The organism is Paraburkholderia tropica (assembly GCF_900109265.1).
GTDB classification, from domain to species: domain Bacteria; phylum Pseudomonadota; class Gammaproteobacteria; order Burkholderiales; family Burkholderiaceae; genus Paraburkholderia; species Paraburkholderia tropica.
Genome location: NZ_FNZM01000007.1, coordinates 328,789 through 342,529 on the forward strand (window position 1 = coordinate 328,789; position 13,741 = coordinate 342,529).

Below are 13,741 nucleotides of genomic sequence, written 5' to 3' on the forward strand. Positions count from 1 at the left end.
GACATCCACATGGAGCGCCAGCGATGAACGCGACTGGGACGATCACGATGACGATGCGCGAAGTTGACCGGTTCAAGGTCATCCAGGCGGTGACCGAGGCGCGGCTCAAGCCAGGCCTGGCGGCTGAGCGGCTGGGACTAACGGTGCGCCTGATCGAGCGGCTGGTGATCCGATACCGGGAATCTGGCGCGGCTGGGCTGACGTCGCGCAAATCAGGGCGTTGTGGTTGAGCACAAACGGCTGAGTCATGTGCTTCAGGTCGCGCAAGCGATTCAGGCTCAGGGAGATAACCGTAGGGCCTCCGGCTCGCCTTCCCGCACGAATCAGGGCCAGCCAGTCCGCGCCAGGGATCGGATATGAGTCCGGCATCGGAACGGATATCAAGGTGTTCAGCCGCTGCCGGATCTGCTTGATGCCGGTCAGCCTGACTGTGCTTCGTCGTCGCCGAGCAAGTCCAACATGCCCGGCGCCCACGTCATCTTCAACAAGCTTGCGCGAGACTTCACCACATCGCGCCAGCCACCAACCTCAATGCGCCCAGCGCAGCACCTGCGCATCGAGTCGCCGGGCGATCTCGATCAGCCCCGCGCGCGTCGCCGGATGCAGTGGCACGAGCGGCCGGCGCACCGCATCGGACGCGATCACGCCCCCCTCCATCATCAGCGCCTTGCAGGCGATCAAACCGCACTGCCGATTTTCATAATTGATGAGCGGCAGCCAGCGCGAATAGGCCGCCACGGCCTCGTCGCGGCTCCCGGCGAGATGCGCTTTCAGGATCGGCTGCAGCCCGTCCGGATAGCCGCCGCCCAGCACGCTGCCCGTCGCGCCCGCATCCAGGTCGGCCAGTAGCGTGATCGCTTCTTCGCCGTCCCACGGCCCTTCGATCGCGTCGCCGCCCAGCTCGATCAATTCGCGCAACTTCGCCGCCGATTGCGGCACCTCGATCTTGAAGTAGCACAGATTGCGGATATCGCGCGCGAGCCGCGCCAGAAACGCCGCCGACACCGAGGTGCCGCTCATCGGCGCGTCCTGGTACATGATGGGAATCTCGATGGCGTCCGACACTTCGGTGAAGAAGCGCTCGATTGCGGCTTCGTTGCAACGGATCGTCGCGCCGTGGTAAGGCGGCATGATCATCACCATCGCCGCGCCCGCCTCTTGCGCCGCGCGGCTGCGCGCCGCGCAGATTGCCGGACTGAAATGCGTGGTTGTGACGATCACCGGCACTCGCCCCGCGACGTGATCGAGAATCGTCGTCGTCAGCAGCGCGCGTTCGTCGTCGGTCAGCGAAAACTGTTCCGAGTAATTCGCGAGTATGCACAGGCCGTCCGCGCCGGCGTCGATAATGAAATCGACACAACGTTTCTGCCCTTCGAGGTCGAGCGCGCCCGACTCGGTAAAGATGGTCGGCGCGACGGAATAGGCACCCGTATAGCGACGCTTGATCGACTTCGTTGCATTCATCTCGATTCCCTTCCTCGTTAGATTAGGATGACATACTAAATAATCGATTCCATTTTTTATTCATTCATGGATTCGGTGGAATCGGACCGAATCGCTACGACTTCACACGCGACCGTATTTACCCCGCAGACCGTCGCCGATACCGCAGAGAATCGCGTGAAGTTTCATGCGCTTTTGCTGGCCGTGCAGCAGCACGAACGCGAGATGTTTCAGCGTGATCAGATTGATCAGCGCCAGTGCCGGATAGCTGTGCCAGTAGTCGCGCGCGACCAGAATGCAGTTGCGCGCCGCGTAGTAATGCCTCAATGCGCTCTGATCGAAAATATCGACACGCGGCCAGTGCTGTCCCGGCGTCGGCTTGCCGAGTTCGTGCGGCAGCGACACATCCGCATTCACGCACACGGGTACGCCATGCGCCTGTGCGCGCATGCAATACTCCGCGTCGACATGGTCGATAAAGAAGTCTTCGCGAAAACGCCCCAGCGCCCGGAACGCTTCGAGTGAAATCGCCGTACCGGAAGAAATAATCACCGCGCACGGTTGCAGCCCGTGCGCGCCATCGCGAATCGGCTCGATCTGCGCCGACCAGCGGCGCACGGTAAAGAGCGGTAAATCGCGCTGAACATTCAGATTGAAAATGCGCGGGCCCACCAGAAAGCGCGGGTCGCCCACCGAGGCGCATCCGAGCAGCATGCGGTGAAAGTAGTCGTCGGGAACCGTCGAATCCTGATCGAAAAGGAAAAACACATCGCAGCCGCGGCGGATCAGAAATTCGACGCCAGCGTTGAATGCACCGGCAATACCGCCGCGATTGTGATTGGCAATCACGTCGACGCCCTGCGCGGCAAGGCGCGCATGCAGCGCGGTATCCGCGTGCGGAGAATTGTCGACCGCGACGACCACTGGACTCAGCGCAGGCAAACGGAGCAGATGGTCGGCCTGCTCCGCGCTCGGTTTGAACAGCGTAATCAACGTTCCATATTTCATGAACGTCTCCCGGTCAAAGTGACGGTCAGGCCGCCCGATGCACGGACGGCCGCTTCCTCCTTTTGACGACTGCTGTCTCGATGGAACGCGTCGGGCGCATTCGGTGCGCCCGTTATTTTGCGTAGAGCTTCACCACGCTCGCATGCACGACGCGGGTGATTTCCTCCATGCGCCAGCGGATATGCGTATCCGTCAGCGCCATGCAACGTGCGGCATCGCGCTCGGCGAGCGCGTCGAGAATCTGCAGATGCTCGGTGAACGCCTCGTTGCGGCGCTGATCGACGTCCACCCAGCGCACGTAATGAATGCGCGCGTTGATGCTTTGCAGTACCCGCCCGATCTCGACGTTGCCCGACATCGCGGCCAGTTCCAGATGGAACTGTTCGTCCTTCACCACCAGTTCGTCCGACGACATGCGCCCGGCGCTTTTCATCACCTGCTTCCAGAAGCGGCGCAGCGCCTTGATATCGTTGTCCGACGCGCGCTCGCAGGCGAGCATCACCGCCGTGGATTCGATCGAGCGCCGCAATTCGAAGAGATCGAACACGTCCTTACCGTCCAGTTCCCGAATGAAGAATCCACGGTTCGGCACGAACGCCAGCAGGTTTTCCGCCACCAGCCGGTTGAGCGCTTCGCGAATCGGCGTGCGACTCACATCCAGACGCTCGGCCAGTTCGAGTTCATTGACCCGTTCGCCCGGCCGGATCTCGTACAGCACCGCCATCTGCTTCAACTGCTCGTAAATCTCGTTGACCGTCATCCCCGTGCGCTTCGGCGCGACGGAGTCCCGCACACCGGGACGCAGGTTCCGCGTCATCACGGAATTCGCTGCCATTTCGTCTCCTGAATCGACCTGTAACCGCTCATTATCAACTACCCTGCCGGACTTCCCGCGCACCGCGCGTCAAACCGTGAACAAACGGCCGAACCTGGGCAGCGTGTCGTGCACGCCCGCAAGCCGCAGCGCGTGCCACGCCAATGCATGATTACTCGACAAAACCGGCTTGCCAAGCCGCGTTTCGAGTCCGGCGATCGCATCGGCCAGCCGCAGGCTCGTGCACGACACGAACACGGCATCGACCGCCGGATCGCTCGCCAGCCCGGCCACCGCCTGCTCCAGCGAGGCGCGGTCGATGCGTGCGACTTCGTTGTCGTCGCGATGCTCGAACGACCCCATGCGCACGATGTCGACGCCGCGCTCGCGCAGGTAACGGGCCATCGCCTCGTTGATGGGTCGTTCGTAAGGCGTGAGGAGCGCCACGCCGCGCGCACCGAGCGCACCGAGCGCCACTCGCGCCGCTGTGATCGGCGTCGTGCACGCAATGCCGGGGCGCGCTTCGCGGATCCGCTCGAAAACCCGCTCCTCGCCGAGCACCATCGACGCCGACGTGCAGCCGAATGCCACCACGTCGAGATGCTCGCCTGGCCGGATCAGTTCGACGCCAGGCGCGATCCGGCCGTCCATTTCCGCGAGCGTCTCGGGCGTGATCTCCGCCGAGTTCGCCACGCGGCTCTCGTAGAACGCCACGCCGTCGAGCGCGAGCATGTGCCGCCATTCGTATTCGATCGTGTGGTCGGTGGCGAGCACGACGAGGCCGATCGCCGCGCGCGAAGCAATGCCGGCGTCGAGCGTGAAGCCGAAGCGCGCGTAGGCCTCCACGCCGGGCTCGATGCGATTCGATAGAAGTTCGCTCACTGTAGTGTCATCCCTGTGATGTCGATCTCGGGCTGCCGTCCGTTCATCAGGTCGGCGAGGATTTTCGAGGTGCCGCACGACATGGTCCAACCCATATGACCATGCCCCGTGTTGAGAAAGAGATTGCGATGCCGCGTCGCGCCGATCAGCGGCGTGCCTTCCGGCGTCATCGGCCGCAGTCCGGCCCAGTAGGAAGGCCGCGCGTAGTCCGCGCCGTTCGGAAACAAGGCGCGCGCGGTCGCCAGCATGTGCGTGAAGTCGGCGGGCGTGTGCGCCGTGTCATAACCGCAGAACTCGGCGGTCGCCGTCAGGCGCAAACGCTGGCCGAAGCGCGCCCACGCGACCAGCTGGTTTTCCTCGACGCCGCCGAGCGTGGGCGCGTCGTGCGTATCGTCGACCGGCAGCGTGACCGAATAGCCCTTCACCGGATAGATCGGCAAGCGATAGCCCAGCTCGCGTGCGAGAAGCGGCGAGTACGAGCCGAGCGCGAGCACGTAGCGGTCGGCCTTGAGCCGTTCCTGCGCGGTTTGTACGTAGTCGATCGCGTCGCCGTTTGCACGGATGCCGTCGATGGCGGTGCCGAAGCGGAAATCGACGCCCATCTCGCGGCAACGCTGCTCCAGCGCACGCGTGAACAGATGCGCGTCGCCGCTTTCGTCGCTCGGGCAATAGATCGCGCCGGCGATATCGTCGCCGCCGCGTTTGAGCGCGGGTTCGCGCGCAATCGCCGCCTGACGGTCTAGCGTTTCCAGCGGCAAGCCGTTATCGGAAAGAATCGACATATTCGCGACGCCGCGCTCGAACGAAGCAGGATCGCGATACAGATACAGCAGCCCGCCGCTGATGCGGTCGTACGCGAGCCCTTCGTCGCGCGTGGCCTGTTGCAGTTGCTGCTGCGCGTAGCGGCACAGGCGAACCTTGATGGACGTATTGCGGCGCGAACGTTCGGCGGTGCAGTTTTGCAGAAACAGCCAGCACCACGCCCACATGCGCCAGTCGGCCTTCGGCTTGAGGCGCAGCGCCTGGCCTTCCATGAACAGCGACTTGAGCAGTATCTTCGGCGCGCGCGGGGACGCCCACGTGTACGAATGCCCCGGCGCGATCAAACCGGCATTCGCGAAGCTCGTTTCGAGCGCCACACCGTCACGCCGATCGAGCACCACCACTTCGTCCCCCGCCTTCGCCAGAAAGTAGGCCGTAGTCACGCCGACGATCCCGCCACCGAGCACGATGGTTTTCATGCGGGCGCTCCGGGAGCCGCTGCTCCGGGAGCCGCCGCTCCGATTGCCGCAATCGCTGCGATCTCGACCGTGTACGGCGGAAACGCCAGCTTCGACTCGACACAGGCGCGCGCGGGCGCCTGTCCCTTCGGCACCCAGGCGTCCCAGACGCTGTTCATCTCCGCAAAGCTGCGATGGTCCGCCAGCCAGATGCTCGCGGAGACGATCAGGCGCTTGTCGCCGCCCGCCAGTTCGAGCAGGCGGTCGAGCTTGTCGAGAATCTGGCGGGTCTGGCCCGCGACATCGAGCGATGTATCGTCCGCGACCTGCCCCGCGATAAACGCGAAACCGCCCGCGATCACCATCTGGCTCATCCGCTCGCCCGTTTCAAAACGCTTGATTTCCATCCGGCCATCTCCTTTCGGGACAGGTAAGTTGAGGCCGATGCTAGCACTCATAATTCAAAGCTGTATACACTTTTTCAATAAAAATCCGCCCTTGCTCCACGTCTGTGCAAGCCGTCCAGATCGGTGCGAGCAGGAATCCTACGAGTGCATAAAAGTGCGCTATTTAAGGGAATTTATGGATATTTCATAACGACATCGACGCGGGAATAAATTCCCGAAAAATTTCTCGCGCAAGTATTTTTGATCAGCAATTCTGTAGACACTTTTGTATTTTAAACAGCGTTCAATACTCAACCGGAGAAGGAGAAAACGATGAACCTGTTTCGCTGGAGTGTCGGAGCCGTCGTGGCGTGGCAGCTTTGCGCGTCGAGTGCCTGGGCGGACGTCGAACTCGGCGCCGTGCTGCCGTTGAGCGGATCGAGCGCGTCGATCGGCGAAGATCAGCGGCGCGGCATCGAACTCGCGGTCGCGAAGATCAATGCGCAAGGCGGCGTGCTCGGCCAGAAGCTCAAAGTGCGCGTCGAGGATTCCGGCGGCACGGCCAACACCGCGCTCGACGCCACGCGCAAGCTGGCCACCGTCGATCACGTGCCCGTCGTGCTCGGCGAGTTCTCCTCGTCGGTGACGATTCCAATCGGCCAGTTCCTTGTCAGACAGGGCGAGGTGCACGTCAATATCGGCTCGTCGAGCCAGCAGGTGCGCAAGATCGGCGCGGGTTCGTTCAGCGTGATCGGTCTCGACGATCTCTCGGCGCGTTTCGCCGCGCAGGACGTCTACGCGCGCAATCTGCACCGCGTGGCTTTCATCGCGCCGAACAACGGTTATGGCCAGGGGCTCGCGGGCGAGTTCAAGAAGCGCTTCGAGGCGCTCGGCGGCGCCGTGGTCTCGCAGGTGCTGTACACCGAGGGGCAATCGACCTATCGCCGCGAACTGGAACAGGCGGCGCGCGCGAAACCGGACGCCTACGTGTACAGCGCCTACGGCCAGGAAGCCGCGACGCTCAATCGTCAGGCTTACGAAATGCAGCTCAACAAGACGCCGTGGTACGGCATCTATCTGACGATGTGCACGAGCGATACGCCGCCGCAGATCGCGCAAGGCCAGATCGGTCTCGAAGTGGGCGCGCTCGGCGGCACCGCGAAAGCTTACGCCGACGCCTACCAGAGCGCCTACAAGGAAGCGCCGCGCTCCGCGTTCGGCAGCTACGCCTACGACGCCACCATGCTCGCGGCGGCCGCGATCAACAGCGCGCATTCCGCCGACCCGGCGAAGATCCGCACCGCGATGGCCGCGATCGGCAAAGGCTACGACGGCGTGACGGGCGACATCGCCTTCGACGGCGACGGTCAGCGCGCCGTCCAGCCCTACGAGAAAGTGGTCTTCAAGCAGGCGGTCGTCGCCCAGTAAGCGTCCACGCCCGCCTTCCACGGAGAACGCCATGCTGCAGTTTCTGCTCGACGTCCTGATCCGCACTTCCGACCTGCTGCTCGTCTCGATCGGGCTGTCCACGCTGTATTCGCTGATCCGCTTTCCCAACATCGCCCACGTGCAGTACGCGATGCTCGGCGCGTTCGCCTCGCTCGGCTTCGAACGCGCGGGCTTGCCGCTCGTGCTCGCGGCCGCGGCATCGTGCGCGCTGGTCGGCTGCCTCGCGGTGCTGCTCAACGTGTTCGTGTTCGCGCGGCTGCTGCGCTCGGGGAGCGCGGTCGCGATGATCGGCTCGCTCGCGGTGTCGCTGATCGCCGTCGCGCTCGTGCTCGGCACCGCGGGTTCGCGGCCGCTGCAATACGCGCAGGATCTGACGCCGCCGCTGCTGATCGGCGACGTCGCGATCTCGCGCGCGCAACTCGATTCGATCCTCTGCGGCGCGCTGACCCTGCTGCTGTTTTCCGTGCTGCTGTACCGCACGGATATCGGGCGCTCGATGCGCGCGCTGGCGTCGAACCGGCCGCTCGCGCTCGCCACCGGCATCGACGCGCAACGCGTCACCAACGTCATCACCTTCGCGAGCGGCGTGCTCGCGGCGTTGGGCGGCACGATGCTCGGGCTCACCGAAAGCGTGCACGTCAATCTCGGCAACAACCTGCTGATTCCGGTGTTCTCGGCGGCGATCCTCGGCGGCCTCGGCAATCCGCTCGGCGCGGCGGCGGGCGCGCTGCTGATCGCCCTCGCCGAAACCGTGATGCTCGACACCGACCTCGGCGCGCTGACCGGGCACGGATCGCTGGTCTTTCCGGTCACCTACGTCAGCGCGGTGTCGTTCCTGATTCTGCTCGTCGCGCTGATGTTCAGGCCGTACGGGATCTTCGACCGGGAGGTGCGGCGTGTCTAGTTTCCTGATCCATCTGCTGACCTCGGCGTGCCTCGCCGCGATGATGGCGCTCGGACTCAACCTGCAGGCCGGCTACGCGGGCATGGTGAATTTCGGCTTCATCGCGTTCGCGGGACTCGGCGCCTACGCCGCCGGGATCGCGTCGCAGCTCGGCTGGCCGCTGCCGGTGGCCGTGCTGCTCGCCCTCGCCGCCGCCAGCGTGCTGGCCGTGGCGATCGCACGGCTGGGCCGCATGCTGTCATCGGATTACTGGGGCATCGCCACGCTCGCGGTCGCGGAGATCCTGCGCACCGTCGCGCTCAACGAAACCTGGCTCACGGGCGGCGCGCAGGGCATCGGCGGCATCGCGCCGCTCTTTGGCGGACTCGCCGCGCCATGGGCCGATCTCGCGTTTCTCGCCGTGACGGCCGCGTGTCTCGCGCTGGTCTACGCGGGCTACCGGCGCATCGTGCGCAGCCGCTTCGGCCGCGCACTGAAGGTCATGCGCGAGGAACCGGCGCTGGCAGTGTGCTTCGGCTACGATCCGCTCTCGCTGAAAACGCGCGCGAGCGTCGCGGCGGCGTTGCCTGCCGCGCTCGCGGGCGCACTGCTGACCTGGTACATCAGCTATGTCGGGCCCGACACGATGCTTTCGTCCGAAACCTTCGCGCTCTGGACCATCGTGATGGTCGGCGGGCTCGGCAGCAACGCGGGCGTGCTGGTCGGCGCCGTGCTGGTGCAGGCGGTGTATTCGCTCGCGCCGTTTCTCAAGGACTGGTTCGGCGTGGGCAGCGATCTGGCGGGCGCGGTGCGGCTCGGCCTCGTCGGGCTGATGCTGCTCGCCTGTCTGCTCTGGCGGCCGCGCGGCCTGCTGCCCGAACGTCTGGAGATCCACTCATGAGCGCGCTCCTCGAACTGGATGGCATCGCCATCCGCTACGGCGGCAATACGGTGCTGTCCGGGCTCGCGCTGTCGGTCGGCCAGGGCGAAATCGTCGGCCTGCTCGGCCCGAACGGCTCCGGCAAGAGCACGGTGCTGAACGCGGTCACGGGCTTCGCGCCGCTCGCGGGCGGCGAAATCCGCTTCGACGGCCGCCGCATCGACCGGCTCACGCCACAGCGCATTGCGCAGCTCGGCATCCGCCGCACGTTTCAGTTGCCGTCGATGCCCGCGCGCATGTCGGTGCTCGAACTGACGATGGCCGCGTCGTCCGAGCGTCACGGGCTCGGCGCGGCGCTGCTGCGCGGGCGCACGATGCGCGCGCTCGAAGACGCGACCCGCGCACGCGCGCGCGCCTTGCTCGACGAACTGAAGCTGAGCGCCGTCGCGCAACTGCCCGCCGCGTCGATCTCGGGCGGCCAGAAGAAACTGCTCGGTATTGCCTGCGCGATGATGACCGAGCCGAAGCTGCTGCTGCTCGACGAACCGACGGCGGGCGTCCATCCGAACCTGCGCGGCGAACTGGTGGCGGAGCTGCGGCGCATCCACCGGCTCGGCGTGACGCTGATGGTGATCGAGCACGACATGCATTTCATCCGCGAACTGTGCGACCGCTGCGTCGTGCTCGATCGCGGCTCGGCCATCGCCAACTGCAAGCCCGCCGAGCTGGAGCGCAACCGGCGCGTGCTCGATGCGTACCTGGGCCGCGCGCACGCCGCCCGCCAGCCGCTGGAGGCGTCATGATCGAAGTCGATGGACTCGTCGCGGGCTATACGCCGGGCGTCGATATTCTGCACGGCGTGTCGCTGAGCGTGGGCGCGGTCGAGATCGTCTCGATCCTCGGCCCGAACGGCTGCGGCAAGTCCACGCTGCTCAAGGCGATCGCGGGCTTCCTGCTGCCGCGCACCGGCACGGTCAAGCTGCAAGGCGTCGACCTCGCGCGCGAGCCGGTGCATCGCAAGGTGCGTCTGCACGGGGTCGGCTACGTGCCGCAAACCGACAACGTGTTCGGCGCGCTCACCGTGCGCGAGAACCTGATGCTCGGCGGCCAGGGGATGTCGTCGTTTCCTCGCGAGGCGCGCATCGACGAACTGTGCGAGCAGTACCCGGTGCTGCGCCGCCGTTACCGCACGCCCGCCGCCGCGCTGTCGGGCGGCGAACGGCAGATCGTGTCGCTCGCGCGCGCGTTGATGCCGCGTCCCGCCATGCTGCTGCTCGACGAGCCCTCGGCGGGCCTGTCGCCGAAAATGGTCGACGAGGTGTTCGACGCGATCGTGCGGATGCGTGACGCCGAGCACATCGGCGTGCTGATGGTCGAGCAGAACGCGATCGAGGCGCTGCGCATCTCCGATCGCGGCATCGTGCTGACGATGGGCCGCGTCGCCCTCGAAGGCCCGGCGCGCGCCCTGCTCGACAGCGACGAGATGCGGCGGCTCTATCTCGGCGGGAGAGCGGCGTGAATCCGGCCTCGGCGAAAACGCCTGCCACGCCCGCAACGCTCGCGCCGACCGGCGCGCGCCCGGCGACGATCATGGTGGCGCTCGCATGCGGCTTCGTGATGGCGATGCTCGACGTCACCATCGTCAACGTCGCGCTCAAGGCGATGCAGACGAGTCTCGCGATTTCGCTGACGACGCTCGTCTGGATCGTCGACGCCTACGCGCTCAGCTTCGCCGCGCTGCTGCTGTTCGGCGGCGCGCTGGCCAACCGCTACGGCTCGAAGACCCTCTACCTGATTGGCCTGGCGCTGTTCGTCGCGGCCTCGGTGCTGTGCGCGAGCGCCACGACGCCCGCCGCGCTGATCGCCGCGCGTCTGCTGCAAGGCGGCGGCGCGGCGCTCTTCATGCCGAGTTCCCTGAGCCTGCTGACCCAGGCGTTTCCACCCGGTCCGCTGCGCACGCGCATGATCGGCATCTGGGGCGCGCTGGTGTCCGCGGCGATGGCGCTCGGGCCGTGCGTCGGCGGCGTGCTCGTCGATGCGATCGGTTGGCGCAGTATCTTCTGGGTGAATCTGCCGGTCGGCATCGCGGGCCTGTGGCTCACGCAGCGCCATGTCGCGCGCTCGCCGCGCCATGCCGGACCGCTCAACGGCGCGGGCCATCTGCTCGCCGCGCTCACGCTCGGCGCGCTGAGCCTCACGCTGATCCAGGGCCCGACGCTCGGCTGGACCTCGCCCGCCATCCTCGCCTGCGCGCTGACGACCGTCGCGGCCACGGCCGCCTTCGCGCTGCGCGAACGCTACGCGCGTCACCGCATTTTGTCGCGCGCGCTGCTCGGCGAACGGCGTTTCGTGGCGGGCAGCCTGCTCGGGCTCGCGATCAACTTCGGCATCCTCGCCGAGATCTTTCTGATCAGCCTCTATTTGCAGCAGGAACGCGGATCGAGCGCGCTCGTGACGGGCTTTCAGCTATTCCCGCTGATGGCGATGTTCGGCATCGGCAATCTCGCCTCCGCGCGCGTCAGCCGACGACTCGGTCCGCGCGGCACGCTGCTCGCCGGGCTCGGACTCGCGACGCTCGGCAGCGCCGCGCTCGTCGGCATCGACGCACTGCCTTACCCGGCCCTCGCGCTCATCATCGGTATCGCCAACTTCGGCGCCGGCCAGGCCATCCCGGCGATGAACCTCGTCGTCATGCACGCGGCCCGCCCCGAGGACGCCAACCTCGCCGCCGCATCGCTCAATGCGAGCCGGCAGATCGGTTCGCTCGTCGGCGTCGCGATCGCATCGGTGATCCTGCATGCGTTCGTCGATCCTGGTCACGCCACCGCCGCCGGCTTCGCCGTCATCGCAGCAGCCTACGCGGGCGGCCTCGTCGTCGTGGCGAGAGCCATCGAGCGCGATTGAAATCACGTCGCCGGCACCGGCCGGCCCGCTTACCGTTCTTCTCCTGGCAGCGAGGGCATCATGATCACAGCGACTGGCCGAAAAGGCCTCATTCTGGCGGGCGGCTCCGACACCTAGCGCTTTGCCGAGCGCCGCTCGCGATTCGGCCTTCGCGTATCCGCCAGAAGCCAAAGACGCAACGGCTCCGACCATGAGTCGACAACGCTGCTGCTGTCTCGTTTCGGATACTTCGGCTCACCGATTGATGGAGGCTCACGCAGCCATCGCCGTATGGTGTTGCGTGACAGGCCGGTACGCCGGGAGATGTCCCTCAGCGGGACGCCATCGCGGCAATGCATCCGCCGAACCTTTGCCAACATGCTCACCGTAATCACGTCGGTTCTCCTGCCTGGGCGTCCAGGCAGGTATGAACATGTGGGTCAGTTTTACACGCACCTCAACAGCGTGGCATCACGCTTCGACGGAGAGTTTCTCTAAGACGCTTAAAGTCGAAAGAATCTATCAGCTTCACTACGAAACAAGTGCCCAAGATCGCTTGGGCATCGTCGATTGGACCGAAGCCTGTTGCAATCGGCAACGCCTGCACACATCAATCGACTTCCATACGCCTGTCGACTGCGAGGCCGGATTGATCGCCGCATGACTTGCTGTACGTGGAAACAAGACAGGGACACTCGATCAATGTCCGGCTTCGCGTATATGCAACATGTTAGTCAGCTTCACGACGCCCGGAACGGATTGGGCGACCTCGCCAGCCAGCTGGATCTGCGTTTCGTCCGGCAGCGAGCCCACCAACGAGACGTTGCCGCTCTTGGACAGCACATTAATCTGAGCCGTCTGCAAACCCTTCGTATGAGTGAGTGCTTCGCGAACCGCTCTCGCCAGCTTTCGGTCGGCTTGACGTTGAGCCTTGCGTTGGGCTTTCGTGAGGGACGCCGGTTGTGACGCCGGTTGTGACGCAGCTTGCGGCGCTTGCGCACTGTTATCTTGAGCTTGCGCGTGGCTGCTCCAGGCAAAAACCGCAACCAGGCTTGCCGCACTGACTAAACCTCTGAGTTTCATCTTATGGTTCCTGCTCTTCTGAAATGACGTCGATGGTTTGCTGGCGCTACGCAAATTCGTGACGCGTCAATCGAACTACCGAATTCGATTTCCCTTTGAAAATCCCGCGATCAGCCAGAGAGATCATCTACGTGAGCGCCGACCGGATAAATGCGTGGCGCAGTAATTCACCTTTACGAAATCGCTGGCTATCCGTGCGGGCCACTTCGGCAATCGAACGATTCGGATCGTTCGCTTCGGCAGCAACCGCTTGCAGAAACTCTTTCGCGACCGCGCAGGCGGGTTCCCCCATTGCTTGCGTACAGATTCCCGTCAAGGCTTTAGAGGCGATACTCGAACGTGATTCACACCTGAACAGCGGCTTGTTGTGCAGACTATGCCATGAGCTGCGCTCGTCGCAGAGTCGCCGTTATCGTCTCCAGGCAGCATCCCGGCGCGCGGCGCGCGGGCGTCCTGTCGTGGGTCGAGCACGTGAGCGCGCAACCCGGTGGTGGCAAGGTTGACGATCGAAACGGTGAGCCGTGCGCTCAATGCGCTCGAAGCGGAAGGCGCGATTCCGCGCAGGGGCCCGCGCGCCATCGAACTCCTTGACGGCGGCACGCTGCGCGAGGCGGCGGGGCTGGTTTAGCTAGGCGGAGGGCGATCAATCGCACACCGAATGGCCATGCCTCTTGCGCCCTCTTGCGCCCTCTTGCGCCCTCTTGCGCCCTCTCGCGTCATAGCCGGCCATTCGCGCGCCGTGAAATCGGCGGCCAGCGTATATTCATGGCGCGAATGTCATGGGGCACATTCAACACGCTACGCAGGGTA

General features: G+C 65.0%; 14 protein-coding genes and 3 pseudogenes. 9 read left to right on the forward strand and 8 right to left on the reverse strand.

Annotated elements, in window-relative coordinates:
• Nucleotides 1-23: 23 nt before the first annotated feature.
• Nucleotides 24-227: pseudogene (locus tag BMY06_RS13820) on the forward strand (ISNCY family transposase); the annotation flags it as partial.
• Between the two features lie 301 nt (nt 228-528).
• Here BMY06_RS13820 and BMY06_RS13825 read toward each other — a convergent pair.
• The 6 genes from BMY06_RS13825 to BMY06_RS13850 all read right to left on the reverse strand — a co-directional run bounded on the left by BMY06_RS13825 (nt 529) and on the right by BMY06_RS13850 (nt 5,774).
• Nucleotides 529-1,464 (reverse strand): dihydrodipicolinate synthase family protein, encoded by a 936-nt coding sequence (locus BMY06_RS13825; RefSeq protein ID WP_074983716.1) that lies wholly within the window; start codon nt 1,462-1,464, stop codon nt 529-531.
• A gap of 102 nt (nt 1,465-1,566) precedes the next feature.
• Nucleotides 1,567-2,451 carry a glycosyltransferase family 2 protein gene (locus BMY06_RS13830; protein ID WP_074983717.1) on the reverse strand — a complete coding sequence of 295 codons (885 nt, stop codon included), beginning with the start codon at nt 2,449-2,451 and terminating at the stop codon, nt 1,567-1,569.
• Between the two features lie 112 nt (nt 2,452-2,563).
• Nucleotides 2,564-3,286 carry a GntR family transcriptional regulator gene (locus tag BMY06_RS13835; RefSeq protein ID WP_231957461.1) on the reverse strand — a complete coding sequence of 241 codons (723 nt, stop codon included), beginning with the start codon at nt 3,284-3,286 and terminating at the stop codon, nt 2,564-2,566.
• A 69-nt stretch (nt 3,287-3,355) separates the two neighbouring features.
• A complete protein-coding gene (locus tag BMY06_RS13840; protein WP_065058534.1) occupies nt 3,356-4,147 on the reverse strand; it encodes a maleate cis-trans isomerase family protein in 792 nt (263 codons plus the stop codon).
• A complete protein-coding gene (locus tag BMY06_RS13845) occupies nt 4,144-5,388 on the reverse strand; it encodes a D-amino acid dehydrogenase (RefSeq protein ID WP_074983719.1) in 1,245 nt (414 codons plus the stop codon). The genes BMY06_RS13840 and BMY06_RS13845 overlap by 4 nt, the downstream gene beginning before the upstream one ends.
• Nucleotides 5,385-5,774: a RidA family protein gene (locus BMY06_RS13850; RefSeq protein ID WP_074983720.1), complete on the reverse strand. Its 390-nt coding sequence runs from the start codon at nt 5,772-5,774 to the stop codon at nt 5,385-5,387. Before BMY06_RS13850 ends, BMY06_RS13845 begins: the two co-directional genes overlap by 4 nt.
• A 312-nt stretch (nt 5,775-6,086) precedes the next feature.
• Between BMY06_RS13850 and BMY06_RS13855 the strand changes: the two genes are divergently transcribed.
• The 6 genes from BMY06_RS13855 to BMY06_RS13880 are packed head-to-tail and all read left to right on the forward strand — an operon-like array spanning nt 6,087 to nt 11,869.
• A complete protein-coding gene (locus BMY06_RS13855) occupies nt 6,087-7,181 on the forward strand; it encodes an ABC transporter substrate-binding protein (RefSeq protein WP_065058540.1) in 1,095 nt (364 codons plus the stop codon).
• Nucleotides 7,182-7,212: 31 nt separating this feature from the next.
• Nucleotides 7,213-8,106 (forward strand): branched-chain amino acid ABC transporter permease, encoded by an 894-nt coding sequence (locus BMY06_RS13860; protein WP_065058541.1) that lies wholly within the window; start codon nt 7,213-7,215, stop codon nt 8,104-8,106.
• A complete protein-coding gene (locus BMY06_RS13865; protein ID WP_074983722.1) occupies nt 8,099-8,986 on the forward strand; it encodes a branched-chain amino acid ABC transporter permease in 888 nt (295 codons plus the stop codon). The genes BMY06_RS13860 and BMY06_RS13865 overlap by 8 nt, the downstream gene beginning before the upstream one ends.
• Nucleotides 8,983-9,768, forward strand: coding sequence for an ABC transporter ATP-binding protein (locus BMY06_RS13870; protein WP_065058543.1), 786 nt, complete (start codon nt 8,983-8,985; stop codon nt 9,766-9,768). Before BMY06_RS13865 ends, BMY06_RS13870 begins: the two co-directional genes overlap by 4 nt.
• Nucleotides 9,765-10,484 carry an ABC transporter ATP-binding protein gene (locus BMY06_RS13875; protein WP_065058544.1) on the forward strand — a complete coding sequence of 240 codons (720 nt, stop codon included), beginning with the start codon at nt 9,765-9,767 and terminating at the stop codon, nt 10,482-10,484. Before BMY06_RS13870 ends, BMY06_RS13875 begins: the two co-directional genes overlap by 4 nt.
• A complete protein-coding gene (locus tag BMY06_RS13880; RefSeq protein ID WP_074983724.1) occupies nt 10,481-11,869 on the forward strand; it encodes an MFS transporter in 1,389 nt (462 codons plus the stop codon). Before BMY06_RS13875 ends, BMY06_RS13880 begins: the two co-directional genes overlap by 4 nt.
• A gap of 119 nt (nt 11,870-11,988) precedes the next feature.
• Here BMY06_RS13880 and BMY06_RS13885 read toward each other — a convergent pair.
• A pseudogene (locus BMY06_RS13885) lies at nt 11,989-12,234 on the reverse strand (helix-turn-helix domain-containing protein); the annotation flags it as partial.
• A 77-nt stretch (nt 12,235-12,311) separates the two neighbouring features.
• Between BMY06_RS13885 and BMY06_RS38695 the strand changes: the two are divergent.
• Nucleotides 12,312-12,512 (forward strand): annotated as a pseudogene (locus tag BMY06_RS38695) (IS3 family transposase); the annotation flags it as partial.
• A 35-nt stretch (nt 12,513-12,547) separates the two neighbouring features.
• On the opposite strand, the gene BMY06_RS13890 reads toward BMY06_RS38695, so the two are convergent.
• Entirely contained in the window at nt 12,548-12,931 is a 384-nt protein-coding gene (locus BMY06_RS13890; protein WP_074983725.1) for a BON domain-containing protein, read from the reverse strand.
• Nucleotides 12,932-13,430: 499 nt separating this feature from the next.
• Here BMY06_RS13890 and BMY06_RS38700 point away from each other — a divergent pair, with 499 nt between their 5' ends.
• Nucleotides 13,431-13,559, forward strand: coding sequence for a helix-turn-helix domain-containing protein (locus tag BMY06_RS38700; RefSeq protein WP_202035020.1), 129 nt, complete (start codon nt 13,431-13,433; stop codon nt 13,557-13,559).
• Nucleotides 13,560-13,741: the final 182 nt, after the last annotated feature.

Coding starts and splice junctions, on each gene's coding strand:
- BMY06_RS13830 (WP_074983717.1), bottom strand. CDS start 2,451: ATGAAATATGGAACGTTGATTACGCTGTTCAAACCGAGCGCGGAGCAG.
- BMY06_RS13825 (WP_074983716.1), bottom strand. CDS start 1,464: ATGAATGCAACGAAGTCGATCAAGCGTCGCTATACGGGTGCCTATTCC.
- BMY06_RS13835 (WP_231957461.1), bottom strand. CDS start 3,286: ATGGCAGCGAATTCCGTGATGACGCGGAACCTGCGTCCCGGTGTGCGG.
- BMY06_RS13850 (WP_074983720.1), bottom strand. CDS start 5,774: ATGGAAATCAAGCGTTTTGAAACGGGCGAGCGGATGAGCCAGATGGTG.
- BMY06_RS13890 (WP_074983725.1), bottom strand. CDS start 12,931: ATGAAACTCAGAGGTTTAGTCAGTGCGGCAAGCCTGGTTGCGGTTTTT.
- BMY06_RS13860 (WP_065058541.1), top strand. CDS start 7,213: ATGCTGCAGTTTCTGCTCGACGTCCTGATCCGCACTTCCGACCTGCTG.
- BMY06_RS13855 (WP_065058540.1), top strand. CDS start 6,087: ATGAACCTGTTTCGCTGGAGTGTCGGAGCCGTCGTGGCGTGGCAGCTT.
- BMY06_RS13875 (WP_065058544.1), top strand. CDS start 9,765: ATGATCGAAGTCGATGGACTCGTCGCGGGCTATACGCCGGGCGTCGAT.
- BMY06_RS13845 (WP_074983719.1), bottom strand. CDS start 5,388: ATGAAAACCATCGTGCTCGGTGGCGGGATCGTCGGCGTGACTACGGCC.
- BMY06_RS13870 (WP_065058543.1), top strand. CDS start 8,983: ATGAGCGCGCTCCTCGAACTGGATGGCATCGCCATCCGCTACGGCGGC.